The organism is Streptomyces vulcanius (genome assembly GCF_042653945.1).
GTDB lineage: Bacteria > Actinomycetota > Actinomycetes > Streptomycetales > Streptomycetaceae > Streptomyces > Streptomyces mangrovi.
Window position 1 is genome coordinate 11,983 of record NZ_JBHSFK010000012.1, and the last position, 26,365, is coordinate 38,347.

General features: G+C 71.1%; 23 protein-coding genes and 2 pseudogenes. 10 read left to right on the forward strand and 15 right to left on the reverse strand.

From position 1 onward, the window contains the following. Positions 1 to 74: 74 nt before the first annotated feature. On the reverse strand, positions 75 to 2,561 hold the full coding sequence (locus ACFPIH_RS19515; protein WP_381173857.1) for an ABC transporter ATP-binding protein/permease: 2,487 nt from the start codon (positions 2,559 to 2,561) through the stop codon (positions 75 to 77). 246 nt (positions 2,562 to 2,807) lie between these two features. On the opposite strand from ACFPIH_RS19515, the gene ACFPIH_RS19520 reads away from it, so the two are divergent. Together ACFPIH_RS19520 and serB are read left to right on the forward strand one after the other, a co-directional pair. Next, positions 2,808 to 4,796, forward strand: a complete 1,989-nt coding sequence (locus tag ACFPIH_RS19520) for a streptophobe family protein (RefSeq protein WP_381173855.1) — start codon at positions 2,808 to 2,810, stop codon at positions 4,794 to 4,796. A gap of 129 nt (positions 4,797 to 4,925) precedes the next feature. Further along, positions 4,926 to 6,137, forward strand: coding sequence for a phosphoserine phosphatase SerB (serB, locus tag ACFPIH_RS19525; protein WP_381173853.1), 1,212 nt, complete (start codon positions 4,926 to 4,928; stop codon positions 6,135 to 6,137). A 130-nt stretch (positions 6,138 to 6,267) separates the two neighbouring features. Here serB and ACFPIH_RS19530 read toward each other — a convergent pair whose 3' ends face one another. The 4 genes from ACFPIH_RS19530 to ACFPIH_RS19545 all read right to left on the reverse strand — a co-directional run bounded on the left by ACFPIH_RS19530 (position 6,268) and on the right by ACFPIH_RS19545 (position 9,152). Beyond that, positions 6,268 to 6,786 (reverse strand): SixA phosphatase family protein, encoded by a 519-nt coding sequence (locus ACFPIH_RS19530; RefSeq protein ID WP_381173851.1) that lies wholly within the window; start codon positions 6,784 to 6,786, stop codon positions 6,268 to 6,270. 99 nt (positions 6,787 to 6,885) lie between these two features. Then, the gene (locus ACFPIH_RS19535) at positions 6,886 to 7,098 is read right to left on the reverse strand and encodes a hypothetical protein (RefSeq protein ID WP_381173849.1); all 213 of its coding nucleotides are present in this window, start codon (positions 7,096 to 7,098) and stop codon (positions 6,886 to 6,888) included. 197 nt (positions 7,099 to 7,295) lie between these two features. Further along, on the reverse strand, positions 7,296 to 7,412 hold the full coding sequence (locus tag ACFPIH_RS19540; protein WP_381173847.1) for an SGM_5486 family transporter-associated protein: 117 nt from the start codon (positions 7,410 to 7,412) through the stop codon (positions 7,296 to 7,298). A gap of 249 nt (positions 7,413 to 7,661) precedes the next feature. Then, on the reverse strand, positions 7,662 to 9,152 hold the full coding sequence (locus ACFPIH_RS19545; RefSeq protein WP_381173845.1) for an MFS transporter: 1,491 nt from the start codon (positions 9,150 to 9,152) through the stop codon (positions 7,662 to 7,664). An 88-nt stretch (positions 9,153 to 9,240) separates the two neighbouring features. Between ACFPIH_RS19545 and ACFPIH_RS19550 the strand changes: the two genes are divergently transcribed. Beyond that, a complete protein-coding gene (locus ACFPIH_RS19550) occupies positions 9,241 to 9,987 on the forward strand; it encodes a FadR/GntR family transcriptional regulator (protein ID WP_381173843.1) in 747 nt (248 codons plus the stop codon). An 8-nt stretch (positions 9,988 to 9,995) separates the two neighbouring features. Here the strand turns inward: ACFPIH_RS19550 and ACFPIH_RS19555 are convergent, their stop codons facing one another. From ACFPIH_RS19555 to fabG, 3 genes are all read right to left on the reverse strand, one after another. Beyond that, complete coding sequence (locus ACFPIH_RS19555) at positions 9,996 to 10,346, reverse strand: hypothetical protein (protein WP_381173841.1); 351 nt, start codon at positions 10,344 to 10,346, stop codon at positions 9,996 to 9,998. Positions 10,347 to 10,471: 125 nt separating this feature from the next. Beyond that, positions 10,472 to 11,239 (reverse strand): enoyl-ACP reductase FabI, encoded by a 768-nt coding sequence (gene fabI, locus ACFPIH_RS19560; protein WP_381173839.1) that lies wholly within the window; start codon positions 11,237 to 11,239, stop codon positions 10,472 to 10,474. Positions 11,240 to 11,244: 5 nt separating this feature from the next. After that, positions 11,245 to 11,964, reverse strand: a complete 720-nt coding sequence (gene fabG, locus ACFPIH_RS19565) for a 3-oxoacyl-[acyl-carrier-protein] reductase (protein WP_381173837.1) — start codon at positions 11,962 to 11,964, stop codon at positions 11,245 to 11,247. Between the two features lie 244 nt (positions 11,965 to 12,208). On the opposite strand from fabG, the gene ACFPIH_RS19570 reads away from it, so the two are divergent. From ACFPIH_RS19570 to tyrS, 3 genes are read left to right on the forward strand one after another with little or no spacing between them, the layout of a single operon-like run. Then, positions 12,209 to 13,732 (forward strand): TldD/PmbA family protein, encoded by a 1,524-nt coding sequence (locus ACFPIH_RS19570; protein ID WP_381173835.1) that lies wholly within the window; start codon positions 12,209 to 12,211, stop codon positions 13,730 to 13,732. Further along, entirely contained in the window at positions 13,729 to 15,123 is a 1,395-nt protein-coding gene (locus ACFPIH_RS19575) for a metallopeptidase TldD-related protein (protein WP_381173833.1), read from the forward strand. The genes ACFPIH_RS19570 and ACFPIH_RS19575 overlap by 4 nt, the downstream gene beginning before the upstream one ends. 43 nt (positions 15,124 to 15,166) lie before the next feature. Then, positions 15,167 to 16,435: a tyrosine--tRNA ligase gene (gene tyrS, locus ACFPIH_RS19580; protein ID WP_381173911.1), complete on the forward strand. Its 1,269-nt coding sequence runs from the start codon at positions 15,167 to 15,169 to the stop codon at positions 16,433 to 16,435. 51 nt (positions 16,436 to 16,486) lie between these two features. Here the strand turns inward: tyrS and ACFPIH_RS19585 are convergent, their stop codons facing one another. Further along, positions 16,487 to 16,768: a GlsB/YeaQ/YmgE family stress response membrane protein gene (locus ACFPIH_RS19585; RefSeq protein WP_381173831.1), complete on the reverse strand. Its 282-nt coding sequence runs from the start codon at positions 16,766 to 16,768 to the stop codon at positions 16,487 to 16,489. 202 nt (positions 16,769 to 16,970) lie between these two features. On the opposite strand from ACFPIH_RS19585, the gene ACFPIH_RS19590 reads away from it, so the two are divergent. Next, positions 16,971 to 17,423 (forward strand): DUF3099 domain-containing protein, encoded by a 453-nt coding sequence (locus tag ACFPIH_RS19590; RefSeq protein ID WP_381173909.1) that lies wholly within the window; start codon positions 16,971 to 16,973, stop codon positions 17,421 to 17,423. 187 nt (positions 17,424 to 17,610) lie between these two features. Continuing rightward, positions 17,611 to 17,829 carry a hypothetical protein gene (locus ACFPIH_RS19595; RefSeq protein WP_381173829.1) on the forward strand — a complete coding sequence of 73 codons (219 nt, stop codon included), beginning with the start codon at positions 17,611 to 17,613 and terminating at the stop codon, positions 17,827 to 17,829. On the opposite strand, the gene moaA is transcribed toward ACFPIH_RS19595, so the two are convergent. The 3 genes from moaA to ACFPIH_RS19610 all read right to left on the reverse strand — a co-directional run bounded on the left by moaA (position 17,826) and on the right by ACFPIH_RS19610 (position 20,986). Continuing rightward, positions 17,826 to 18,815: a GTP 3',8-cyclase MoaA gene (moaA, locus tag ACFPIH_RS19600; protein ID WP_381173827.1), complete on the reverse strand. Its 990-nt coding sequence runs from the start codon at positions 18,813 to 18,815 to the stop codon at positions 17,826 to 17,828. The genes ACFPIH_RS19595 and moaA overlap by 4 nt on opposite strands. Positions 18,816 to 19,007: 192 nt before the next feature. Continuing rightward, positions 19,008 to 20,633, reverse strand: coding sequence for a solute symporter family protein (locus tag ACFPIH_RS19605; RefSeq protein WP_381173825.1), 1,626 nt, complete (start codon positions 20,631 to 20,633; stop codon positions 19,008 to 19,010). After that, positions 20,630 to 20,986 carry a DUF485 domain-containing protein gene (locus ACFPIH_RS19610; protein WP_381173823.1) on the reverse strand — a complete coding sequence of 119 codons (357 nt, stop codon included), beginning with the start codon at positions 20,984 to 20,986 and terminating at the stop codon, positions 20,630 to 20,632. Before ACFPIH_RS19610 ends, ACFPIH_RS19605 begins: the two co-directional genes overlap by 4 nt. 261 nt (positions 20,987 to 21,247) lie before the next feature. On the opposite strand from ACFPIH_RS19610, the gene ACFPIH_RS19615 reads away from it, so the two are divergent. Both ACFPIH_RS19615 and ACFPIH_RS19620 read left to right on the forward strand, forming a co-directional pair. Continuing rightward, positions 21,248 to 22,795, forward strand: a complete 1,548-nt coding sequence (locus ACFPIH_RS19615; protein ID WP_381173821.1) for a S8 family peptidase — start codon at positions 21,248 to 21,250, stop codon at positions 22,793 to 22,795. Positions 22,796 to 22,868: 73 nt separating this feature from the next. Continuing rightward, positions 22,869 to 24,311, forward strand: a complete 1,443-nt coding sequence (locus ACFPIH_RS19620) for a CoA transferase (RefSeq protein WP_381173819.1) — start codon at positions 22,869 to 22,871, stop codon at positions 24,309 to 24,311. Here ACFPIH_RS19620 and ACFPIH_RS19625 read toward each other — a convergent pair. The 3 genes and pseudogenes from ACFPIH_RS19625 to ACFPIH_RS19635 all read right to left on the reverse strand — a co-directional run. Next, a pseudogene (locus ACFPIH_RS19625) lies at positions 24,287 to 24,668 on the reverse strand (lysoplasmalogenase family protein); the annotation flags it as partial. The gene ACFPIH_RS19620 and the pseudogene ACFPIH_RS19625 sit on opposite strands and share 25 nt — an antisense overlap. A 137-nt stretch (positions 24,669 to 24,805) precedes the next feature. Beyond that, positions 24,806 to 25,513, reverse strand: a pseudogene (locus ACFPIH_RS19630) (GNAT family N-acetyltransferase); the annotation flags it as partial. Positions 25,514 to 25,585: 72 nt separating this feature from the next. Further along, complete coding sequence (locus ACFPIH_RS19635) at positions 25,586 to 26,296, reverse strand: VIT1/CCC1 transporter family protein (RefSeq protein ID WP_381173817.1); 711 nt, start codon at positions 26,294 to 26,296, stop codon at positions 25,586 to 25,588. Positions 26,297 to 26,365: the final 69 nt, after the last annotated feature.

Genomic DNA, 26,365 nt, shown 5'->3' on the forward strand with positions numbered 1-26,365 from the left:
CGCACGGCCTCCCCACGCACGCCGAAGGGCGGCACCCGTCATGGGTGCCGCCCTTCGGCGTCGTACACGGTGAACTACTTGCGCATGACCTCGGGCTCGTGGCGGCGCAGGAAGCGGGCCACGAAGAAGCCGCAGATCACGCCGAGGGCGATCAGGGCGGCCATGTCCAGGCTCCAGGCGCCGACGGTGTGCTCCCACAGCGGGTCGGTGGCGCCGCCGTCCTTGGGCGGGCTGATCTTGTTGAAGTCCAGCGTGGCGCCCGCGGCGCCGACCGCCCAGCGCGACGGCATCAGGTACGAGAACTCGTTGACGCCGATCGAGCCGTTCAGGGTGAACAGACAGCCGGTGAACACGACCTGGATGATCGCGAACATGACCAGCAGCGGCATGGTCTTCTCGGCCGTCTTCACCAGCGAGGAGATGATCAGGCCGAACATCATCGAGGTGAAGCCCAGCGCCATGATCGGCAGGCACAGCTCCACCAGCGCGTTGCCGATGACGAGGCCCTCCTGCGGGATCTCCCGGCTGGAGAACCCGATGATGCCCACCAGCAGCCCCTGCAGCACGGTGACCACACCGAGCACGAACACCTTGGACATCAGATACGCGGAGCGCGACAGGCCGGTGGCACGCTCCCGCTCGTAGATGACCCGTTCCTTGATCAGCTCACGGACGGAGTTCGCCGCACCCGCGAAGCAGGCGCCGACCGCGAGGATCAGCAGCACGGTGGTGGCCGTGCCGTTGGGGATGATCCGGCCGGTCTTCGGGCTGACCGGGTTGGGCAGCAGGCTGTTGCCGGAGTCGATGAGCAGGCTCACCGCGCCGAGGACGACCGGCAGGATCACCGAGAGGGCGAGGAAGCCCTTGTCGGAGACGATCACCGACGTGTAGCGGCGCACCAGCGTGACGAACTGCGACATCCAGCCCTGCGGCTTCGGCGGCTTCATGCCCTGCATCGGCGACGCGGCTACGGACTGCGGCGCAATGGCGTCGATGTCCGCGGCGTACATCTGGTAGTGCTGCGAGCCCTTCCAGCGGCCCGCCCAGTCGTAGTCGCGGTAGTTCTCGAAGGCGGAGAAGACATCGGCCCAGGTGTCGTAGCCGAAGAAGTTCAGCGCCTCCTCCGGCGGCCCGAAGTAGGCGACGCTGCCGCCCGGGGCCATCACCAGGAGCTTGTCGCAGATCGCCAGTTCGGCCACCGAGTGGGTGACGACGAGGACCGTACGGCCGTCGTCGGCGAGGCCGCGCAGCAGCTGCATGACGTCGCGGTCCATGCCCGGGTCGAGGCCGGAGGTGGGCTCGTCCAGGAAGATCAGCGACGGCTTGGTGAGCAGTTCCAGGGCCACGGAGACGCGCTTGCGCTGGCCGCCGGAGAGGGAGGTGACCTTCTTCTCCTTGTGGATGTCCAGCTTCAGCTCGCGCAGCACCTCGTTGATACGGTCCTCGCGCTCGGCCGCGGTGGTGTCGGCCGGGAAGCGGAGCTTGGCCGCGTACTTGAGGGCCTTCTTGACGGTCAGCTCCTTGTGCAGGATGTCGTCCTGCGGGACCAGACCGATGCGCTGACGCAGCTCGGCGAACTGCTTGTACAGGTTGCGGTTGTCGTACAGGACGTCGCCCTGGTTGGCCGGGCGGTAGCCCGTCAGTGCCTTGAGGAGCGTCGACTTGCCGGATCCGGACGGTCCGATGACCGCAATCAGGGACTTCTCCGGGACGCCGAAGGAGACGTCCTTGAGGATCTGCTTGCCGCCGTCGACCGTGACGGTGAGGTGGCGGGCGGAGAAGGAGACCTCACCGGTGTCGACGAACTCCTCGAGCCGGTCGCCGACGATCCGGAACGTCGAGTGGCCGACGCCGACGACGTCGGTGGGGCCGAGGAGTTGCGTGCCGCCCTTGGGGATCGGCTGGCCGTTGACGAACGTGCCGTTGTGCGAGCCGAGGTCGCGGATCTCCATGCGGCCGTCGGGCGTCGAGTGGAACTCGGCGTGGTTGCGGGAGACCTGGAGGTCCGAGACGACCAGGTCGTTCTCCAGGGCACGGCCGATGCGCATCACCCGGCCGAGCGAGAACTGGTGGAACGTGGTCGGGCTGCGGTCGCCGTAGACCGGCGGCGCCCCCGCGCCACCACCGGGGCCCTGCTGCGGGATCTGCGGCGCGGCGGCCTGCGCGGGCTGCGGCCACTCGGCCTGCGGGGCCTGCCAGGCCGGGGGCGCCGTGTTCGCGGCCTGGGCTGCGGCGTACGGCTGCTGCTGGGGCTGCGCGACGGGCGTCTGCACCCCCGAGAGGCTGACGCGCGGTCCGTCGGTCGCGTTGCCCAGGTGCAGCGCGGTGCCGGGGCCGATCTCCAGCTGGTGGATCCGCTGGCCCTGCGCGAACGTGCCGTTCGTGCTCCCGTGGTCCTCTACGACCCAACTACGGCCGTTGTGGCTGACCGTGGCGTGGCGCCAGGAGACCCTGGCGTCCTCGAACACGATGTCCCCCTGCGGATCGCGTCCGAGGGTGTATGGCCTGGACGGATCGAGCGTCCAGGTGCGTCCGTTCAATTCCAGTACGAGTTCCGGCACTCCATGCCCCACTGAGTAGTCCCCCGAGTTACCCCCATCACAGGGAGTCTAGGGATGTCGAACATCGTCGGGAACTATTTCAGTAGCGGCCCCCTGACCGAAAGTCGGGCCTTGTGGAGACCCTGAGTGAGCGCATCGGCCGTTCCCGTTGACGGGGTTGAAAACGCCCCGGAGAGTGGTAAAAGCACGCGAGGTGGTTGGAAGCGGTGATCTTCGCCGTCCCGCGCCGCGGATCGGGGGGTCTGCATGAGTGCCGGCACACGGGTCGAGAGCAGCAAGGGCGCGGCGTACGGCAGAGGCGTGCCGTGGGTGGACGTCCTGCTGTCCGCGATCGCGGCGGTGAGCTGGGCGTTGATCGGGATGGCCGGGACGGCGGCGCTCGGCCTGCATCTGCTGGGGGCGGACGGGGCGGGCTCGTTGGGCCCGATGACGGCGGCCGTCGTGGCGCTCGGGGCGGGCGGCTCGGTGACACCATCGGGCGATGTGTCGGCCTTCGGACTGACGGGTGCGGCGGCGAACACGGCCATCGAGATCACGCCATTGGGCGTCAGCCTGGTCGGTGCGCTGCTGCTGTCGTGGCTCTTCCTGCGTTCCCTGCGCGCGGCCGGGGTTGTGATCTCGCCGGGTGAACTCCTCGCGCGGGCCGGCGCGGTGGTCGTGCTGTTCGTGGCGATGCTGGGCGGGCTGGCCTGGGCGGGGCACGACGTCCTCACGTTCGACGGGGGCTCACTGGGGCTGGACGACCTTCCCGGCGGCGGAGGAGGGGGCGGGGGTGGTCTGGGGGGCGTCGAGATTCCGGGGCTCGGTGACATCGGGGGGCTGCTGCCCGACCGGCTCGGGGACCTCGTGGGAGCCAAGGCGGGAGTGGGCTTCACCGTCGACACGGTGCCCACCCTGCTCGGCGGACTCGCCTGGTCGGCCGGGATCCTGCTGATCGCACTGCTGGCCTCGCGCCGTACCCCCCTGCCCGCCGGCTGGGACGCGGTGCACCGCGTGGTGCGGCCCGCGGTGTCCGCCGTCGTGACCGTGCTGCTGGTGGCCGTCGCGGCCGGGCTCGCGGCGGCGGGGTACGCGGCGATCGACGACGACCATCCCAAGCTGATCGCGGGAGCGGCGCTGCTCGGCGCGCCGAACGGGGTGTGGCTGGGCGTCCCGATCGGCCTGTTCGTCCCCTGGAACGGCCATGCCTCGGGCGCCCTGACGAAGGTCCTGCCGGATCCCCTGGACGACCTGCTGAGCATGGGGACCGATCAGTCGGTGACGCTGGGGCGGCTGGCCGACCTGGACGAGCGGGTGTGGCTCCTGGGGGTGGCGACGGCGGTGATGATGCTGTTCGCGGGCGTGCTGGTGGGGGTGCGGACGCCGGTGGGGGTGAGGGCGGGGATGCGCCTGGCGGGCGGGGCCGGGGCTGGGGGTGCGGGTGTTTCGCAAGCTGGGGCGCGCGACCTGCGGGGGCCGGGTGTCGGAGGGGCGCGGAGTGTCGGGGTCGGGGGCTTTGTGGGGCGGTGCGCGCTGCGGCTGGGGGTGGCTACCGCGCTGGCGTTGCCGTTGCTCGTCTGGCTGACGGGGGTGTCCGCGGACGCCTCGCTGTCCGTGCTGGGGGTCGACGCGTTCGGGGCCGGGCTCGAATTGCACGGGCAGTCGGGCGTGGCGCTGCTCCTCGGGGCGGCCTGGGGTGCGGGGGCCGGGGCCGCGGGTGCGCTGCTTGCGTGTGCGACCGGGGCGGCCGGGCAGCGGGCGACGGCGCTGGCACTCGGTGTCGGGACGGAGGTGGGCGAGGCGGTTCCGGAGCACGTCGGCGAGAGGGGCGGACGTCCCTCGCACACCGGCGCGGAGTCCGGCCCGTACACGCCGAGCACGCCGTACCGGGCACCGAACCCCGCGACCAATCCCTACCTGCGGCTGCCGGACGACCCGAGCGAGCCACAGGACACGCCTCCGGCGAGCGACGGGTACGGGGCGGGACGGGAGGGACGCGGCGGGGCCGACCGGCCGGGGCCCGGGCGGCCGGGAGCGGGGCGGGACGATGTGTACGGGGCGCCGACCGTCGTTCGGCCGATCGGGAGGCGTCCTCGGTGGCCCGATGGACCGCGGCCCAATGGGGTGCGGCCCGGTGGGACCGGATCGGCGGACGGGCCGCCTCCTCCACCGCCCCCTCCCCCGTCCTCGCCCCCTCCCCCTCCCCCACCGCCTCCGCCTCCGCCTTCGCCGAGAAAGCCGAAAGGGTCGCGGTGACGGACAGGGTGCAGGTGGTCGCAGGGTGTTCGTAAGGCCGTTGTCACTTCCGCTTTATCCACTGTTCCGTGTCCGCTAGGCGGACCTCTGTGCCCAAAGGCACGGGGTGCCGGATACGGTGGATACATCATGAGCACGCAGACTTCGTCCACCGACGTCCCTACTCTCCTCGTCAAGATCTTCGGCAAGGACAGGCCGGGGATCACTGCCGGACTCTTCGACACCCTCGCCGCCTTCTCCGTCGACGTGGTCGACATCGAGCAGGTCGTCACCCGTGGCCGGATGGTGCTGTGCGCGCTCGTGACCGCGCCGCCACGGTCGGTGGAGGGGGAGCTGCGGTCGACGGTCCACAACTGGGCCGAGTCGATCAAGATGCAGGCGGAGATCATCTCCGGCGTCGGCGACAACCGTCCGCGCGGTCACGGCCGCTCCCTGGTGACCGTGCTCGGCCATCCGCTGACCGCCGAGGCGACGGCCGCGATCGCCGCGAAGATCACCAAGGCCGGCGGCAACATCGACCGTATCTTCCGGCTCGCGAAGTACCCCGTGACGGCCGTGGAGTTCGCCATCTCCGGCGTCGCGACCGAGCCGCTGCGCACGGCCCTGGTGACGGACGCCGGCGTGCTCGGGGTGGACGTCGCCGTGGTGGACGCGGGTCTGCACCGGCGGGCCCAGCGGCTGGTCGTCATGGACGTCGACTCCACCCTCATCCAGGACGAGGTGATCGAGCTCTTCGCCGCGCACGCCGGCTGCGAGGACAAGGTCGCCGAGGTGACGGCGGCGGCGATGCGCGGTGAGCTGGACTTCGAGCAGTCGCTGCACGCGCGCGTGGCGCTCCTCAAGGGCCTGGACGCCTCGGCCGTGGACAAGGTGCGCGCAGAGGTGCGGCTGACACCCGGCGCCCGCACGCTGATCCGCACGCTGAAGCGACTCGGCTACCAGGTGGGCGTCGTCTCCGGCGGCTTCACCCAGGTCACCGACGATCTGAAGGACCGGCTCGGGCTGGACTTCGCCCAGGCCAACACGCTGGAGATCGTCGACGGCAGGCTGACCGGCCGGGTCACCGGCGAGATCGTGGACCGCGCGGGCAAGGCGCGGCTGCTGCGCCGGTTCGCCGCCGAGGCCGGCGTACCGCTCTCGCAGACCGTGGCGATCGGTGACGGCGCCAACGACCTGGACATGCTCAACGCGGCCGGTCTCGGGGTCGCCTTCAACGCCAAGCCGGTGGTGCGGAAGGCGGCGCACACCGCGGTGAACGTGCCCTTCCTGGACACCGTCCTGTACCTGCTGGGCATCACGCGCGAAGAGGTCGAGGCAGCGGACACGCACGACGAGGACTAGCCCCCGGTGGCCGCGCAGCCCCCGTCGCGGTCGTTCGTACGGTGGACAGGGCCCGGCATCCTCGCGGTGCCGGGCCCTCACGCGTCCGGGGCTCTCGCAAGTGCGTGGCTCCGGCTCGTGCGGCTGTGCGCTACTCGCTCGGCGTCCAGTAGTCGACCAGCGTGGCCGCGCCCGGCTCCAGGGACTTCCAGGAGCCGTCGAGGGTGAGGACGGCGAAGGCGGCCGTGGAGAAGCCGCTGCGCTTCATCCGGTCGGCGGCGTCGGCGGCGGCCGAACCCGAGAGGACTTCGGCGAGGCCCTGGATGCCCGGGTTGTGGCCGATCAGGAGGACATTGCGCACGTCGTCGGGGGTTTCGTCGAGCAGGGCGATCAGCTCACCCGGGGACGCGTCGTAGATCCGCTCCTCGTAGACCGTTTTCGGCCGGTGCGGGAACTCCTGGACGGCGAGCTTCCACGTCTCCCGGGTCCGTGCCGCGGTGGAGCAGAGGGCCAGATCGAAGGGGATGCCGGTGTCGGCCAGTCTGCGTCCGGCGACGGGAGCGTCCTTTCGGCCCCGCTCAGCGAGCGGTCGGTCGTGGTCGTTCACCTGTGGCCAGTCGGCTTTCGCATGCCGGAAGAGGACGATCCTGCGGGGTTCTGCGACGCTCATGTGTCCCAGCTTCGCATGAAACACGCCATGGGGCGCAGGGAGTTGACATGCGGATTCATCGCTCGCCCGGGGTGTTCGGGCGCGTCCGGGGCGTGATCGTCACGGCAGGCGCGCGAGCAACTGCTGTACGCGCTCGACGAGGTGGGTGATCGCCGGGTCGCCGGTGGCCGCCTGGGCGTCCGACGGGTTCAGTATCAGAACGAGCAGGGTGATGAAGGCGAGAGTCGGGAGGGCGAGGGCCCACCAGGGCAGCCGGATGTCCCCACGCGCCGGGGCGGCGGGGCGGTGCCGGGTGAGCGTAGGGGCCGACATGGATGCCTCCGCTGGTCTTCGAGTGGGCCTCGGTGATCCGTGGCCCGCGTCGCACGGCCACATCTCGAAGGTACGGAGTCCGCGGGCCTCAACCCATCCGGTGATCCACCCACTTGACCCTGAGCCTCACCCCCTAGGGGACAGGGGGGTTAGCCCCACCGTCGCCCCGGAAGCCGGGGCCGACGGTGGCCGTGGGGTCACGGCGAGGCGATCGTCGCAATGATTCCGATGATCACAAAGATGAGGAGGAACGAGCCGAAGACGATCAGCATCTTCTTCTGGCCGTCCTGGGGGTTCGGGTCGAGCACTGGCATACGCCCAGTCTCGCACCCACCGGCCGGCCCCCGGGCGCCGGGGTCAGCCGGGGCCGCGGCGGCGGGCGGAGCTCAGGGCCGAGGACCGGCGTCAACGCGGGCAGAGCGCCAGGCAGGGGTCGGGCCGAGTGCCGGGCGGCAAGCAGCAGACGGCGGGCAGCCGGCGGCAGCAGACGGCAGACGGCAGACGGCAGACGGCACGCGGCACGCGGCAGGGGAAGCAAGCGCCGGAACCTGTCGGCGCCGGGGTCACCGGCCCGCGGCCTCGTCCTCCACGGTGCGGGCGCGGCCTGCCAGGACGCCCATGACCATCTGCGGAACCATCAAGGCCGCCATCAGGGCGAGGGGCAGACCCCAGCCGCCACTGTGCTGGTAGAGCACGCCCACCAGGAGCGGTCCGGGGATCGAGATGAGGTAGCCGGTGCTCTGCGCGAAGGCGGACAGCCGGGCCACCCCCGCACCGGTCCTGGCGCGCATGCCGACCATGGTGAGGGCCAGCGGGAAGGCACAGTTGGCGACGCCCAGCAGCAGGGCCCACGCCAGGGCGCCCTCGGCGGGCGCGAGGTACAGGCCGGCGTACCCGGCGAGGCCGCAGACGCCGAGCGCGACGGCGATCGGGCCCTGGTGCGGCAGCCGGGCGGCGACGCGCGGGATGACGAAGGCGAGGGGTACGCCCATCGCCATCGTGACGGCGAGCAGCAGCCCGGCCTCGCTCGCGGGCACCCCCGCGTCCCGGAAGATCTGCGCCATCCAGCCCATGGTGATGTAGGCGGCCGTGGCCTGGAGCCCGAAGAAGACGGCGAGCGCCCAGGCGGTGCGGCTGCGGGCGATGCGCAGGTCACCGGACGGCTCCACGCGTGCGTGGACCCGTGCGACGGACTCCGCCTCCCGACCTGACCCAGCGCCTGGCCGAGCGCCTGACCAGGCACCCGGCCGAGCGGCCCCGCCCTCGACCGCCGCTTCCCGTGGCCGCAGGGGTCGTCCGGCCCTTCCGGCCCCGTCGGCGATCGCCCGGGGTCGCGAGGACGTACCGGCCGCGCCGGGCGTCTCCCCTGGCCGCGAGGGCGTCCCGGTGCCGTCCGGCGCCCGCCGCTCCCGGGCGAACGGCACCCACGGCAGTACGGCCACCGCGGCCAGGCCGGCCCATACCGCGAGGCCCGACTGCCAGCCGCCGCCGAACGCCTCGGTCAGGGGGACGGTGACCGCGGCGGCTGCCGAGGTGCCGAGGGCCAGGGCCATCGAGTACAGGCCGGTCATGGAGCCGACCCGGTCGGGGAAGTGGCGCTTGACGATGACCGGCATCAGGACGTTGCCGACGGCGATGCCCATGAGGGCGAGGGCGCTGGCGGCCAGGAAGCCGGCCGTACCACCGACGTACGGCCGTATGAGCAGGCCCGCGGTGATGGCGACCATGCCCGCGCACACCACCGCGCCCGCGCCGAAGCGGCGGGCGAGGCGGGGTGCCGTGACGCCGAAGAGGGCGAAGCAGAGCGGGGGCACCGAGGTGAGGAGCCCGGCCATGGTGCCGCTCATGCCGAGGCCGTCGCGGACCTCCTCGAGGAGCGCGCCGAAGCTGGTGATCGCGGGCCGGAGGTTGAGCGCGGCCAGCACGATGCCGGCGACGAGCAGCCGGGTGCGCCACGCGTGCGTGGCCGTTCGCGGGGGTTCGGCCGCCGCTGCCGTACGGATCGGCATGGGTGTGGTCGTCCGGGTGTCCTCGCCAGCCATGCCACCCATCATAGAATCATAGGATGATTACTGGCCAGACAGCCGCCCAGGCTCCTGGGTGCCCCTCCCCCGCCCCGTCCCGCCCGTGCGAAGGTGTGCCATGCCCTTGAGCCATCCCCGTCGCTCGGTGCTCTCCGAGCAGGTCATCGCCGCGCTGCGCACCCAGATCACCTCGGGCGAGTGGCCGGTCGGAGCGCGCATCCCCACGGAGCCCGAGCTGGTCGAGCAACTGGGCGTCGCCCGCAACACGGTCCGAGAGGCGGTCCGCGCGCTGGCGCACAACGGTCTGCTGGCCATCCGGCAGGGCTCGGGGACCTACGTCGTGGCGACCAGCGAGCTGGCCGGCGTGATGCACCGCCGCTTCGCCGACGCCGACCCCCGGCACATCGCCGAGCTGCGCTCCAACCTGGAGTCGGGCGCGGCGCGGCTGGCCGCCGGGCGGCGCACGGAGAAGGACCTCAAGCAGCTCGACGCGCTGCTGCTGCGGCGCGAGGAGGCGTGGGAGTCCGGGGACGCGGAGGCCTTCGTGACGGCGGACGCGACCTTCCACCTCGCCGTGGTGGCCGCCTCGCACAACGACGTCATGACCGCGATGCACGCCGACCTCGGCGAGGTGCTGCGGGACTGGCTGCGCGACGACGTCGGCGCGGAGCTGACGCCGGAGACGTACATGGACCACACACGGCTGGTGGACGCGATCCGCGAGGGCGACGCGGAGACGGCCGCGGCGGAGGCGGCCGGCTATCCCGTCTCCTGCCGCCCTGGACGGCCCACCGCACCCCGGGAGAACCGGGATGGCCGGGAGAACCGGGATAGCCGGGATAGCCGGGATAGCCGGGAGAACTGAACCGGCGGTCACACCTTCTGGTGGCTGACCCAGGCCCCCCTGACTTCCTTCCAGCACCGGCCGGTGAGCCGTACGGTCATAGCGGGTCCGGCGTCGGCGGGGGTGCCGTCGGTGTCGAGGTCCCACCACAGGTCGCACTCGATGTGCAGGGTGACCCGGTCGGTGTCGACGTAGGGGTTGTGGCAGTAGGCGACGACATGCGAGCCGTCGATGCTCGTCCGGCACTCGGAGCCGAACGGATCGGGGCGTTCGGACCGCGCCGACGAATCCACGCGCGCGTGGGAGAGCGCCTCATGGGGCGCGCAGAGCGCGAGCGCGGCGGCGACGGTCACTGGGGCGAGGAATCGGAACAGGCGCACAAGGGAACCTCCTCGGCAGAGCTGGGGAGGGCAGCGCGTGGGGGAACGCGCACTTCATCGTGCCTGGTCGGGGACCTCGCCCGCCCGGCCGGGTAGGCCGGACGGGTGACGGGTGTGCGGCAGCGTCACGCGCCGATGGCGTGCAGACCGCCGTCCACGTGGATGATCTCGCCCGTGGTCTTCGGGAACCAGTCGCTCAGCAGGGCGACGACACCGCGGCCGGCCGGCTCCGGGTCCTTGAGGTCCCACTCCAGCGGGGCGCGGTTGTCCCAGACGGCGGCCAGCTCGTCGAAGCCCGGGATGGACTTGGCGGCCATGGAGCCGATCGGGCCGGCGGAGATCAGGTTGCAGCGGATGTTCTGCTTGCCCAGGTCACGGGCCATGTAGCGGCTGGTGGCCTCCAGGGCGGCCTTGGCGGGGCCCATCCAGTCGTACTGCGGCCAGGCGAAGGACGCGTCGAAGGTGAGGCCGACGACCGAGCCGCCGTTCTGCATCAGCGGCATGCAGGCCATGGTCAGCGACTTCAGGGAGTACGCCGAGACGTGCATGGCCGTGGCGACCGACTCGAACGGGGTGTTGAGGAAGTTGCCGCCGAGCGCGTCCTGCGGCGCGAAGCCGATGGAGTGCACGACGCCGTCGAGGCCGCCGAGCTCCTCGCCGACGATGTCGGCCAGGCGGGCGAGGTGCTCGTCGTTGGTGACGTCGAGTTCGATGACCTTGGTGGGCTTGGGCAGCTTCCTGGCGATGCGCTCGGTCAGCGTGGGCCGCGGGAACGCGGTCAGGATGATCTCCGCGCCCTCCTCCTGGGCCAGCTTGGCGGTGTGGAAGGCGATGGAGGACTCCATCAGCACACCGGTGATCAGAATGCGCTTGCCCTCGAGAATTCCGCTCATGGTGATCAGTGACCCATTCCCAGTCCGCCGTCAACGGGAATGACGGCTCCAGTGATGTACGAGGCGTCGTCCGAGGCGAGGAACCGCACCGTCGCGGCGATCTCCTCGGGCTGCGCGTACCGGCCGAGCGGGACCTGCGAGACGATGCCCGCGCGCTGCTCGTCGGTGAGCACCTTGGTCATGTCCGTGTCGACGAAGCCGGGCGCCACGACGTTGAAGGTGATGTTGCGCGAGCCCAGCTCACGGGCGAGCGAGCGCGCGAAGCCGACCAGGCCGGCCTTGGAGGCGGCGTAGTTGGCCTGCCCGGGCGAGCCGTAGAGCCCAACGACCGACGAGATGAGGACGACACGGCCCTTCTTGGCGCGCAGCATGCCGCGGTTGGCGCGCTTGACGACCCGGAAGGCGCCGGTGAGGTTGGTGTCGACGACCGAGGTGAAGTCCTCCTCGGACATCCGCATCAGGAGCTGGTCCTTGGTGACGCCGGCGTTGGCGATCAGGACCTCGACGGGGCCGTGCTCGGCCTCGATCTCCTTGTAGGCCTGCTCCACCTGCTCGCTGTCGGTGATGTCGCACTTGACGGCCAGGCAGCCCAGCTCCGTCAGGGCGGCCGGCGGCTCACCCGAGCGGTACGTGATCGCGACCTTGTCGCCGGCCTCGGCGAACGCGCGGGCGATGGCGAGGCCGATGCCCCGGTTTCCTCCGGTGACGAGAACCGAGCGGCTCAACGGATCACCCTTTCGATAGGGGTCTTACACGCCTGCCCGGGACCTGGACGGCAAGCGGCTTACCTCGAAACCTATCGGTCCGCTCCCTCAGGCGGGCATTGGGGCACCGACAGTGGGTTACGGGGCTGACTGTGGGGTCCCTACAGAAAGCTCGCGGAAGCCCCGCCGAAAGGTGTGGTCCGCGCACCGCTCGGCGCGACATGATCGGAGCCATCACGCACGACGACATCAGGGAGATACGTAGGTGCCTCATACGATCGACGAAAGTTTCACGGCCCTACCCCTGCGCGCCCTCGCCGACGCCGCTCTCGCACGCGCGCGTGCGCTCGGGGCCGACCACGCGGACTTCCGGGTCGAGCGGGTGCGCAGCGCGTCCTGGCGGCTGCGGGACGCCAAGCCGGCCGGGTCGTCGGACACGACGGACCTCGGGTACGCGGTGCGGGTGGTGCACGGCGGGACATGGGGGTTCGCGTCCGGGGTGGACCTGACGATGGACGCGGCGGCAAAGGTGGCCTCGCAGGCCGTGGCGATGGCCAAGCTGGCCGCGCGGGTGATCAGGGCGGCCGGGTCGGAGGAGCGGGTCGAGCTGGCCGACGAACCGGTACACGCCGAGCAGACCTGGGTGTCGTCGTACGAGATCGATCCGTTCACGGTGCCCGACCAGGAGAAGACGGCGCTGCTCGCGGACTGGAGCGCGCGGCTGCTGGCGGCCCCCGGGGTCAACCACGTGGACGCCTCGCTGCTCACGGTGCACGAGAACAAGTTCTACGCCGACACGGCGGGCACGGTGACCACGCAGCAGCGGGTGCGGCTGCATCCGGCGCTGACCGCGGTGTCGGTGGACGAGTCCAGCGGCGAGTTCGACTCGATGCGGACGATCGCCCCGCCGGTCGGGCGGGGCTGGGAGTACCTGACCGGGACCGGCTGGGACTGGGACGACGAGCTGGAGCGGATCCCCGGGCTGCTCGCCGAGAAGATGCGGGCGCCCAGTGTGGATCCGGGGCTGTACGACCTGGTCGTCGACCCGTCCAACCTGTGGCTGACCATCCACGAGTCCATCGGCCACGCCACCGAGCTGGACCGCGCGCTCGGCTACGAGGCGGCCTACGCCGGCACCTCCTTCGCGACCTTCGACCAGCTGGGCAAGCTCAGGTACGGCTCCGAGCTGATGAACGTCACCGGTGACCGCACCGCCGAGCACGGCCTGGCGACCATCGGCTACGACGACGAGGGCGTCGCGGGCCAGTCCTGGGACCTGGTGAAGGACGGCACGCTCGTCGGCTACCAGCTGGACCGGCGGATCGCGAAGCTCACCGGGCTCGGACGGTCCAACGGGTGCGCCTTCGCCGACTCGCCCGCGCATGTGCCGGTGCAGCGCATGGCCAACGTGTCGTTGCAGCCGGACCCGGCGGGGATGTCGACCGAGGATCTCATCGGCAGCGTCGACCGGGGCATCTACGTCGTCGGGGACCGGTCGTGGTCCATCGACATGCAGCGGTACAACTTCCAGTTCACCGGGCAGCGGTTCTTCCGGATCGAGAACGGGCGGATCACCGGGCAGCTGCGGGACGTCGCCTACCAGGCGACGACCACCGACTTCTGGGGGTCGATGGAGGCGGTGGGCGGGCCGGGGACCTACGTCCTCGGTGGCGCGTTCAACTGCGGCAAGGCCCAGCCGGGGCAGGTCGCGGCGGTCTCGCACGGCTGCCCGTCGGCCCTGTTCAAAGGCGTCAACATCCTCAACACCACGCAGGAGGCCGGTCGATGAGCGCCCGTACCAACAAGCCGCACGAGGTCGTCGAGCGCGCCCTCGAGCTGTCGCGGGCCGACGGGTGTGTCGTCATCGCGGACGAGCAGTCGACGGCGAACCTGCGCTGGGCGGGCAACGCGCTCACCACCAACGGTGTCACGCGCGGGCGTACGCTCACCGTGATCGCGACGGTCGACGGCAAGGAGGGCACCGCCTCCGGCGTCGTCTCGCGCGCCGCCGTGACGGCGGACGAGCTGGAGCCGCTGGTGCGGGCCGCCGAGACCGCCGCGCGCGGCGGCGGTCCCGCCGAGGACGCCCAGCCGCTGGTCACCGGGGTGGCCCCGGCACCCGGGTTCACGGAGGCGCCCGCCGAGACCTCGTCCGACGTGTTCACCGACTTCGCTCCCGCCCTGGGCGAGGCGTTCGCACGCGCGCGTGCGGGCGGACGCGAGCTGTACGGCTTCGCCAACCACGAGATGGTGTCGACGTACGTGGGGACCTCGACGGGACTGAGGCTGCGGCACGACCAGCCCAACGGCACGCTGGAGCTCAACGCCAAGTCGCCGGACCGTACCCGGTCGGCGTGGGCGGGGCGTTCCACGCGGGACTTCAAGGACGTCGACCCGGAGGCGATGGACGCCGAGCTCGCCGTACGCCTGGGCTGGGCCGAGCGGCGGATCGCGCTGCCCGCCGGGCGGTACGAGACGCTGCTGCCGCCGACCGCGGTGGCCGATCTGCTGATCTACCAGCTGTGGTCGGCGTCGGGCCGGGACGCGGCCGAGGGGCGGACGGTGTTCTCCAAGCCGGGCGGCGGCACCCGGCTCGGCGAGAAGCTGTCCGAGCTGCCGCTGACCCTGCGCAGCGACCCGAACGAGCCGGGCCTGGAGGCGGCGCCCTTCGCGCTCGCCCACTCCTCCGGGGGCGACTCCTCGGTGTTCGACAACGGGCTGCCGCTGACCGCCACCGACTGGATCCGCCAGGGCGAGGTGAAGAACCTGATCACCAGCCGGCACAGCGCCGCCCTGACCGGGCTGCCGGTCGCCCCGGCGATCGACAACCTGATCCTGGACGGCGGCGCGGACCGCTCCCTGGAGGAGATGGTCGCGAGCACCACGCGCGGGCTGTTGTTGACCTGCCTGTGGTACATCCGCGAGGTCGACCCGGCGACCCTGCTGCTGACCGGTCTGACCCGGGACGGCGTGTACCTCGTCGAGGACGGCGAGGTCGTCGGCGAGGTGAACAACTTCCGGTTCAACGAGTCGCCGGTCGGACTGCTGGGCCGGGCCGCGGAGGCGGGGCGCACGGAGAAGACACTGCCCAGGGAGTGGAGCGACTACTTCACCAGGACCGCGATGCCTGCGCTGCGGGTGCCGGATTTCAATATGAGCTCTGTCAGTCAGGGCGTATAACCTCATACGTGTTCGCGAGACCACCCAAGGAGACATGAGAACCGTGACGGACATCGTCGACGAGCTGAAGTGGCGGGGCCTGATCGCCCTGTCCACTGACGAGGACGCATTGCGCAAGGCGTTCACGGACGGTCCCGTCACGTTCTATTGCGGTTTCGACCCGACCGCGCCCAGCCTGCACCTCGGCAACCTGGTGCAGATCCTCACGATGCGCCGCATCCAGCAGGCGGGGAACCGTCCGCTGGGCCTGGTCGGGGGTGCCACGGGTCTGATCGGCGACCCGAAGCCGAACGCGGAGCGGACGCTGAACGCGCCGGAGGTCGTCGCCCAGTGGGTGGAGCGGCTGCGCGGACAGATCGCGCCGCTGCTCGACTTCGAGGGCCCGAACGCGGCGGTCATGGTCAACAACCTGGACTGGACCCAGGGCATGTCGGCCATCGAGTTCCTGCGGGACATCGGCAAGCACTTCCGCGTGAACAAGATGATCGCGAAGGAGGCCGTCGCCCGGCGTCTGGAGTCGCAGGAGGGCATCAGCTACACCGAGTTCAGCTACCAGATCCTGCAGGGCATGGACTTCCTGGAGTTGTACCGGCGCTACGGCTGCACACTGCAGACCGGCGGCAGCGACCAGTGGGGCAACCTCACCTCAGGCACGGACCTGATCCACAAGGTCGAGCCGGACGCCGTGGTGCACGCCCTGGGCACCCCGCTGATCACCAAGGCCGACGGCACCAAGTTCGGCAAGACGGAGTCCGGCACGGTCTGGCTCGACCCCGAGATGACGACGCCGTACGCCTTCTACCAGTTCTGGCTGAACGCGGACGACCGGGACGTCTCCAAGTTCCTGCGCATCTTCAGCTTCCGGTCGCACGACGAGATCGAGGAGCTGGAGAAGCAGACCGAGGAGCGGCCTCAGGCGCGGGCCGCGCAGCGGGCGCTGGCGGAGGAGCTGACGACGCTGGTGCACGGCGCCGAGCAGACGGCCGCCGTCATCGCCGCGAGCCGTGCCCTCTTCGGGCAGGGTGAGCTGGGCGAGCTCGACGACCGGACGCTGGCCGCGGCGCTCTCCGAGGTGCCGCACATCCAGGTCGCCGAGCTGGGGCCCGTAGTGGATCTGTTCGCCGAGGTGGGGCTGGTCGCCAGCAAGTCCGCGGCGCGGCGGACCGTGAAGGAGGGCGGGGCCTACGTGAACAACGTCAAGGTCACGGCCGAGGACGCGGTGCCCGTGAAGGAGGATCTCCTTCACGGGCGGTGGCTGGTGCTGCGGCGGGGGAAGAAGAATCTCGCGGCCGTCGAGGTCACTGGTTCGTAGCTTCGTAGCCTCGTAGCCGAAAAGGCGTCCCTTCGGGGACGCCTTTTCAGCTCACGCGCTCTGCTGTTTGCGTTTGCCCAGGGTCGCCATGTACGCCATGTCTCCCAGGGCGACGATGACGACCGCGGCGACCAGTTGGAAGATGTGGCGCCACCAGTCGATGCCGGATGTCGCCTCGACGCCGAAGCCGCGGGCGATCGCGTTGCCGACGATCGCACCCAGGATGCCGAAGATGGTGGTCAGCCAGAGCGGACTGTGCTGCTTGCCCGGCAGGATCGCCTTGGCGAGCACGCCCAGCACGAATCCGACGATGATCGCCCACAACCAGCCCATGGCTGCCTCCTCGTACGGCTCGACGTGAGCATTGCCCTCAGTGTGGTTCCGCGCACCGTACGGCGCATGTCGGGTACGGCCGTACGCGGTACGGCGCAGGACGTCCACCCAGACTGGACACAACCCGGTCTCGAACGCCGCGCAGGCCCGGCGTAACGTGGGGAGCCGGGGAGAGTCCGAAGCGGGCGGATGGTGGAACGTGATACGGAAGCATGGTGGCGGCGGAAGCGTCGAGGTGTTCCGGATCACCGGCGCCCGGCAGGGACTCCAGGACGATGTGCGCGGCCGGCAGCGGCGGTACGTGATCTCGATGGCCGTCCGTACGGTGGCGGTGATCCTCGCGGCGACACTCTGGAACGTGGAGCGTCATGTCGCCCTCGTGGCCCTGGTGTTGGGGGCGCTGCTGCCGTATGTCGCGGTGGTGATCGCCAACGCGGGGCGGGAGAACGCGCCGGGGCTGCCGTCCACGTTCATCAGTACGCCGGTGCGGCCGGGCATCGCTCCGCCGCGGGCGGACGGAGCGGGCGGAGCGGACGGGTCGTCGGCGTCTTCGCCTTCGACGGCCTCGTCGGCGGAATCCGTTGCGGAAGAGGAGCCTTTCGAGGAATCCCGGCATCGGGACGCGGGCCCTGAGCGGGCTGAGCACAGACCATGAGCGGGCTGTGCGCCAAGCTCAGGAAAAGCTCAGATCAATCATGCTGTTCCAGTGCCGTGCCAAGGGTCGGCCGTGACATACTTCGTACGCGCTCCGCATCCCCCGTCGGAGCGACGGACCGACGCCGGGCAGCTCCCCCCGTGGCTGCTCGGCGTCGCCTTTTTGCGCACAACCGCGAGTTGGATCTGTGACTGACGAGACCCCCATCTGTTCCGCCAAGGGCTGCCGCGGCGATGCCGTGTGGGTGCTCGCCTGGAACAACCCCAAGATTCATACGCCTCAGCGGCGCAAGACGTGGCTGGCCTGCGAGGAGCACCGGGAGCATCTGTCGCAGTTCCTGGGGGTACGGGGTTTCCTCAAGGATGTCGTGCTCCTGACGGAGTGGGAGTCTCCGGAAGAGGCTTAGCCGCCGATCGCCGACATCGGGCGGTCCGGCTGGACGAACGACGGGTCGTCCAGGCCTGCGCCCGCCTTCTTGCCCCACATCGCCAGCCGCCAGATGCGGGCTATCTCCTCGTCGGGGGCGTCGGAGCGGAGGACCGCGCGCAGGTCGGTCTCCTCGCGGGCGAAGAGACAGTTGCGGACCTGGCCGTCGGCGGTGAGGCGGGTGCGGTCGCAGGCGGCGCAGAACGGGCGGGTGACGGAGGCGATGACGCCGACGCGGTACGGGCCGCCGTCCACCAGCCAGCGCTCGGCCGGGGCGGAGCCGCGCTCGTCCTGTCCCTCGGGGGTGAGGTCGAAGCGGGTGCGGAGGGAGGCGAGGATGTCGCCCGCGGTGACCATGCCCTCGCGCTTCCAGCCGTGCTGGGCGTCCAGGGGCATCTGCTCGATGAAGCGCAGTTCGTAGTCCTGCTCGATCGCCCAGGCCAGGAGGTCCGGGGCCTCGTCCTCGTTGAGCCCCGGCATCAGTACGGAGTTGACCTTGACCGGGGTCAGGTCCGCGTCGCGGGCGGCCTGGAGTCCTTCGAGGACGTCCTTGTGGCGGTCGCGGCGTGTGAGGGTCTTGAAGACGTCGGGGCGGATGGTGTCCAGGGAGACGTTGACCCGGTCCAGGCCGGCCGCCTTGAGGGCGGTGGCGGTGCGCTTGAGGCCTATGCCGTTCGTCGTGAGCGACATCTGGGGGCGTGGCGTCAGGGCCGCCACCCGCTCCACGATGCCGGCCAGGCCGGGGCGCAGGAGGGGCTCGCCTCCGGTGAAGCGGACCTCTTCGATACCGAGCGAGGTGACCGCTATGTCGATCAGGCGGACGATCTCGTCATCCGTGAGCAGGTCGGGCTTGGCCAGCCACTGCAAGCCCTCCTCAGGCATGCAGTACGTGCAGCGCAGATTGCACCGGTCGGTCAGCGAGACCCTCAGGTCGGTGGCCACTCGGCCGTAGGTGTCGATGAGCACGTGGGCCCCCTCCCTCGTAGTTGAATCGCACAACTCTTCTGTCACTCGCGAGCCTACGTGACGCCACTGACATCGACGGGCCCGATCCCGACAGACCTGATCCCGGCAGACCCGATCCCAACAGGCCGAGCTCGACAGACACGACACGGCCGCGTCGTAGGCAACTACGACGCGGCCGTGGCCCGGAGGGGGTCAGTGGGCTCCGGTGCCCGTCAGGGAGCGGACCTCCAGCTCGGCGTACTTGCCGGTGTCGGGCTCCTCCTTCGACAGGAAGGTGCCGACGATGCCGAGGAGGAAGCCGACCGGGATCGAGATGAGGCCGGGGTTCTCCAGCGGGAACCAGTGGAAGTCGACGTCCGGGAACATCGAGGTGGGCTTGCCGGAGACGACCGGCGAGAACAGCACCAGACCGACCGCCGTGACAAGGCCGCCGTAGATCGACCAGAGCGCTCCGGAGGTGGTGAACCGCTTCCAGAAGAGGCTGTAGAGGATCGTCGGGAGGTTGGCGGAGGCGGCGACCGCGAAGGCGAGGGCGACCAGTCCGGCGACGTTCAGGTCGCGGGCGAGGGCGCCCAGGAGGATGGAGACGGCGCCGATGCCGACCGTGGCGTAGCGGGCCGCGGCCATCTCCTGCTTCTCGGTGGCCTCGCCCTTCTTGATGACGTTGGCGTAGATGTCGTGGGCGAACGACGAGGACGAGGCCAGGGTGAGGCCCGCGACGACCGCGAGGATCGTGGCGAAGGCGACCGCTGAGATGGTGGCCAGCAGGATCGCGCCCCAGTTGGAGTCGACGCCGCCGAGATGCAGCGCGAGGAGTGGGGCCGCCGTGTTGCCCGCCTTGTTCGACGCGATGATCTCCTCGGGTTTGATCAGCGCGGCGGCGCCGAAGCCGAGGGCGAGGGTCATCAGGTAGAAGGCGCCGATCAGGCCGATGGCCCAGATGACCGACTTACGGGCCGCCTTCGCGGTGGGCACGGTGTAGAAGCGGATCAGGATGTGCGGCAGTCCGGCGGTGCCCAGGACGAGGGCGATGCCGAGGGAGATGAAGTCCAGCTTGGTGGTACCGGTGGCGCCGTACTTCAGGCCGGGCTCCAGGAAGGCCGATCCCTTTCCGGCGTTGTCGGCGGCGCTGCCGAGCAGGTCGGAGACGTTGAAGTCGAACTTCAGCAGCACCAGGAAGGTCAGCAGCAGGGCGCCCGCGATCAGCAGCACCGCCTTGACCATCTGGACCCAGGTGGTGCCCTTCATGCCACCGATGGTGACGTAGACGATCATCAGTACGCCGACCAGGGCGACGATGCCGATCTTGCCGCCGCCGCTGGTGATGCCGAGGAGCAGCGAGACCAGGACGCCCGCGCCCGCCATCTGGGCGAGCAGGTAGAAGATCGAGACGACGATGGTGGACGTGCCGGCGGCCGTACGGACCGGGCGCTGGCGCATGCGGTACGCGAGTACGTCGCCCATGGTGTAGCGGCCGGAGTTGCGCAGCGGCTCGGCGACCAGGAGGAGGGCGACCAGCCAGGCGACCAGGAAGCCGATGGAGTACAGGAAGCCGTCGTAGCCGAAGAGGGCGATGGCACCCGCGATGCCGAGGAAGGAGGCGGCGGACATGTAGTCGCCGGAGACGGCGAGGCCGTTCTGGAAGCCGGTGAACTGGCGTCCGCCCGCGTAGAAGTCGGCGGCGTCCTTGGTCTGGCGGCCCGCCCAGACGGTGATGACGAGGGTCGCCACGACGAACACCGCGAACAGGGTGATGATCAGGGTGCGGTGCTCACTGGCCTCGCCGGCGGCGAGCAGGGTCTGCTGTGCGGGGCTCATGCGCCGCCCTCCATCCGGGACTTGATGGCCTCGGCCTTGGGGTCGAACTTGGCGGCGGCGGTCCGCGCGTACCACCAGGCGATGAGGAACGTGGTGAGGAACTGGGCGAGGCCCAGCGCCAGGGCCACGTTGATGTTGCCGAAGAGCTTGGTGCCCATGAAGTCGCCCGCGTAGTTGGAGAGCAGGACGTACAGCAGGTACCAGGCGATGAAGGCCACGGTCAGCGGGAAGGCGAACCCGCGGTAGGCGCCGCGCAGTTCACCGAACTCCGCGCTCTCCTGCACCGCGACGAACTCCTCGGTGGAGGGGAGTTGGGCTTGGGTCTTCGAGGGTGGCGGTGTCTCGGTGGCCACGGGGTCTCCTCGCGTTGCGGACGGCGGGTCGAAGCGGGGGCTCGATCGTCCACGGGCTCCCTGCCCAAGGTCACGGCGGCGCGCTAGGGCGGGTTCAACCCGATCGGGTTCTTTCGGAAGTCACCGCCTTGATCGCCCGAAGGTCATTGCTGGCCGGTCAGTCGGGGAGATAGCTTCGGCTCAGCACCACCCGTCATGTACCTGCCCAGACGCCATCTGCGCCCTGGGCCGGACCTCGTTTCCGGATGATGTGGAGACCCCATGGCTCATCTGCCTTCCAGACGCCGCCTCGCGCTCGCGGTGCCCGTCGTGCTGTCGCTGACCGCCTCCCTCGGCTTCCTGCCGGCGGCGGCCTCGGCGGCCCCCGGCGCGGCGTCGGCCGCCTCCGCCGCGTCGGCCACGCAGTCGGCCGCCGCCGGGACGCTGGCGTACGTCGTCAACACGAAGGTGGACCACCGCACGATCCGGTCGGTGAAGAAGGCGGTGGCCGCGGCCGGCGGCACGCTGGTCACGTCGTACGACAAGATCGGTGTGCTGGTCGTGCACTCCGCGAACCCCGACTTCGGGCCGCGGATACGCGCGGTGCGCGGGGTGCAGTCGGCGGGCGCGACGCGTACGGCGCCGCTGAGCGCCGCGGGAACCACCGACGAGGGGGCCGTACAGGTCCTGTCGAAGGCGCAGGCGGCGAAGGTCGAGAAGGCGTCCGACGCGGCGGGCCAGAGCGAGCCGCTCGAGGCCGACCAGTGGGATCTGCGGGCGATCGGCGCCGACAAGGCCGCCGGGATCAACCCGGGCAGCAAGAAGGTGACCGTCGCGGTCATCGACACGGGCGTCGACGACACCCACCCGGACCTCGCGCCGAACTTCTCCGCCTCTCAGTCCGCCAACTGCGTCGGCGGCGTCCCGGACACCAGTGAGGGCGCCTGGCGGCCTTACACCGCGGACGACTACCACGGCACACACGTCGCCGGTGAGATCGCGGCGGCCCGCAACGGCATCGGCGTGGCCGGTGTCGCCCCCGGCGTCAAGGTCGCCGGCATCAAGGTCAGCGACCCCAACGACGGCCTCTTCTACCCGGAGAGTGTCGTCTGCGCTTTCGTGTTCGCCGCCGACCACGGCGTGGAGATCACGAACAACAGCTACTACGTCGACCCGTGGCTGTACAACTGCATGGACGACCCCGACCAGAAGGCCATTGTTGACGCGGTCAACAGGGCCCAGCTGTACGCCCAGCACAAGGGCACGCTCAACGTCGCCTCGGCGGGCAACTCCAACCACGACCTGGACGCCGACTCGCTCGTCGACTCCTCCAGCCCCGACGACTCGACACCGGTGACCCGTACGATCGACCCGCACGAGTGCTTCGACGTGCCGACCCAGCTGCCGGGCGTGGTCACGGTCAGCGCGACCGGCGTCAAGGGTGCCAAGTCGTACTACTCCACCTACGGTCTCGGCGCGGTGGACGTGGCGGCCCCGGGCGGCGACCGGTACCAGATCCCGGACACCCCCTCGGCCAACGGCCGCATCCTGTCGACGCTGCCGAACAACACGTACGGCTTCCTCCAGGGCACGTCGATGGCGTCCCCGCACGTGGCGGGCGTGGCTGCGCTGCTGAAGTCCACGCACCCCTGGGCGTCGCCGGCACAGCTCCAGCGCCTGCTCAAGGCCCAGGCGGACAACCCGGGCTGCCCGACCGAGCCGTACGACGGCAACGGTGACGGCATCGTGGACGCGACCTGCGTGGGCGGCAAGCACGTCAACGGCTTCTTCGGCGCGGGTGTGGTGAACGCGCTGCGTGCGGTGAAGTAGCCGTCGCGGCTGCGCAGCGACCATACATTGATCGAGTCAATACTTGACTAAGTCAATACTGCACAATGCAGTCATGACTTCCATCAAGTACGCATGGTCGGAGCTGGGCGGCGACCCCGCCCGGCTCGCGCGCGTCTCGACCGTCGCGCGGAAGGACGCACTGCCCGCGCGGCTGCCGGTACGGGAGCTGGCGCGGGCCTGTGTGGGTGTCTGCGCGCTGGCCGGGGCGGAGCTCGGGGCACGGCGGGCGGGGCTCGCGCGGGTGCCTGTGGTGCGGGTGGACGACGGGGCGGTGGCGGCCTCGTTCACGAGTGAGCGGCAGTTGCTGGTCGAGGGGCGGGCGCCGGTGGCGTTCGCTCCGCTGTCGCGGTTCTGGCGGACCGCCGACGGCTGGGTGCGCACGCACGCCAACTATCCGCACCACCGGGAGCGGTTGCTGAGGGTGCTGGGCACTCCGGAGGATCCGGACGCCGTGGCGGCGGCCCTGGCCGAGCGGTCCGCGACGGAGGTCGAGGACACGGTGTACGCCGCCGGGGGCCTGGCGGTCGCACTGCGCACGCCCGAGGAGTGGGCGGCGCACGAGCAGGCGGCCGCGGTGGCCGCGCGCCCCCTGGTCGAGCGCGTCCGGCTGGACGGGACACGCGCGCGTGCGTTCACGCCGCTTCAGGGCGCACCGCTGCTGCCCGCCGCCGGACTGCGGGTCCTGGACCTCACCCGGGTCCTCGCCGGGCCGGTCGCCACCCGCACGCTCGCCCTGCTGGGCGCGGACGTCCTGCGCGTCGATCCGCCCGGGCTGCCCGAACTCCCCGACCAGCACGCCGACACCGGTTTCGGGAAGCGTTCGGCCCTGCTGGAGCTGACCTCCGCCACCGGCCGGAGCACCTTCGAGGACCTGCTCGCGTCGGCGGACGTCGTGGTCACCGGCTACCGGCCGGGCTCCCTCGACCGGTTCGGGCTCTCCCCCGAGGCGCTGGCCGAGCGCCGCCCCGGGCTGGTCGTGGCGCAGGTGTCGGCGTGGGGCGCGGACGGGCCGTGGAGCGGGCGGCGCGGCTTCGACAGCCTGGTCCAGGTGGCCACGGGCATCGCGGCCGTGGAGGGCTCGGCGGAGCGTCCCGGCGCCCTGCCCGCGCAGGCCCTCGACCACGGCAGCGGCTATCTCCTGGCGGCGGCCGTGCTGCGGGCGCTGACCGAGCAGTCGTACGACGGCGGAAGCCGGTTGGTACGGGTGGCGCTGGCACGGACGGCGGCGTGGCTGATGACGGGGGTCGGGACGGACGAGCGGGGTGGTGATCCGGGCGCGGCGGCCGACGCCGGGGCAGGCGCCTGGCTAGCGGAGACCGGTAGTGCCCTCGGGCGGCTGCGGTATGCCCTGCCGCCGGTGTCCTTCGAGAGCGGGCCGGGTGACTGGGCGCGTCCGGCGGGGCCGTGGGGGGCGGATGCGGCGGCCTGGATCGATCAACCTCGTCAACACGCTCAAGGTGATCAAGGTGATCAACCTGCTGACGTCAATTCATGACGAGCATCTTGAGGGCGGTGCGATCGTCCACCGCCATCGAGAGCGCCCTTGACCAGCAGGAACTGCGCGGTGGCGTAGGTGAGCATGATCCACAGGTCGGGGCGGGGCGGTTGGGGCCAGTCGGCGACGCCGGTCGCGATGAGGGTGTCGGAGAGCAGGAACAGCACTCCCCCGGCGCCGGCTACCCGGGCCGAGCCGGGTGGCGGCGCTGTATGCCATGGCCGTGAGAAGGGTGCTGTAGGCGGCGACCGGGGCCCGCAGGTCGGCGGGGACGTCGGGCAGGAGGAGGGCAAGGGTGGCGACCAGAACGGCGGCGTAACAGGGAGCGAGGGCGGTGCCACGCGCGCGTGGACGTCCGCCTCCGTTTCGCGGCCAGGGAGTGGGTGGACCGCCAGATCGCCACGCACGCGGCAACCCGTCGGTCCTGGGCCGCGGCCGACGCCTACGACGCGCTGTTCCCGCGCGAGCCGATCCCACCCGCCGGCGCCCAGCCCGGCGAGCACGGCCAGGGCCGAGCCGAGAAGTGCCGAGCCCACTCCACGGCGCCGGGCCTCCGGGAGCACGCTGATCCACGACAACAGGCCGATGCCGTCGACGGGGAGGCGGACGGTCGCCTCGGCGATCGGCCGGCCGTCGTCGTGGATCTCCAGGCGGCGGCCGGGGGGATCCTGGCATTCGCCGACCGTGACGGCGGGCGCGGGCGAGAGCCCGGGGACGGGGAGCGGGGCATGCAGGTAGCGCCACAGATCACGAGGCGCGAATCCGGCTGCTTCGAGGGAGCGTCGCGTCACCGGCCGATGGCGCACGGGCAAGCCCTCCAGTCCCAGGGTGAGCGCGGAGGCGAACTCGAAGGCGTGCACGGTGCGATGGCCGAGCCGGTCGACCGCGCGAGCGATCAGGGCATCGGTGACGGCCCGTTCCTCCCCGGAGTGCAGCCACAGGAGGAAGCCCTCCCCGTCCCGGCGCCGGACGGCGTAGGAGACCACGCCGAGCACCCGGGCATTGGGTCCGCACACCACGTCCGTGACGGGCGGGTCCAGCGCGGCCCACCAGTCGCCGTCCACCGGGGAACGGCCGCCCAAGGCCTCTCCGAGCATCTCCCGGGCCGTCCGGGGCTGTCCCGGCAGGCGATCGGTGTCGATCAGACCGAGGACCGCCTGCTCGTCGCCCACCTCGTAGGGCCGTACCAACAGCGGAGTCATGGGGTCGAACGGCGTCTTACCCACCCGGTGTTCCGCCTCCCGCGTCGTCAACCGCTCTCCCTCGAGCCTGCCTCACACCCCCGCCGCCCCCAACAAAGCCCCCACCCCGTACGTCACCGCCATCGCCAGCGCCCCACCCGCCACGTTTCGCAGTACCGCGCGCCCCGGTGGTGCCGAGCCCAGGTGGGCGCTGGTCCAGCCTGTGCAGGTGAGGGCGAGGAGGACCGAGACGACGGTGACCTGGAGGCGCCAGGACGTCGGGGGGAGCACGATCGCGAGGAGGGGGAGCAGTGCGCCCGCCGTGAAGGCGAGGAAGCTCGCCCAAGCCGCGTGCCAGGGGTTGGTGAGGTCGTCGGGGTCGATACCGAGCTCCACGCGTGCGTGGGCCTTCAGGGCGTCGCGTCGGGTGAGTTGGAGGGCGGCCTCGCGAGCCACCTGGCGGGTCAGGCCCCGGTCCTCCAACAGCTCGGTGAGTTCCTCGAGTTCGGCCTCGGGCTGGTCGCGCAGTTCGCGGCGTTCCAGGTCCAGCGCGGCCTTTTCCGAGTCGCGTTGGGTGGACACCGACACGTACTCCCCCGCCGCCATGGACATCGAGCCGGCCAGCAGTCCGGCGAGGCCGGCCGTCAGCAGGGCCGAGCGGTCGTCCGTCGCACCGGCCACACCGACGACCAGGCCCGCGGTGGAGACGATGCCGTCGTTGGCGCCGAGGACCGCGGCGCGCAGCCAGTTCAGGCGGGAGCCGAGGGTGCCCCCGTGGGCCTCGGCGTGGTCGGGTTCCGTCACGGACGGAGGATCGCATCCCCGGCGCCGTCCCGGGGAGTAATTCGGTGGCGGGGCGACCGGCGTGCCGCC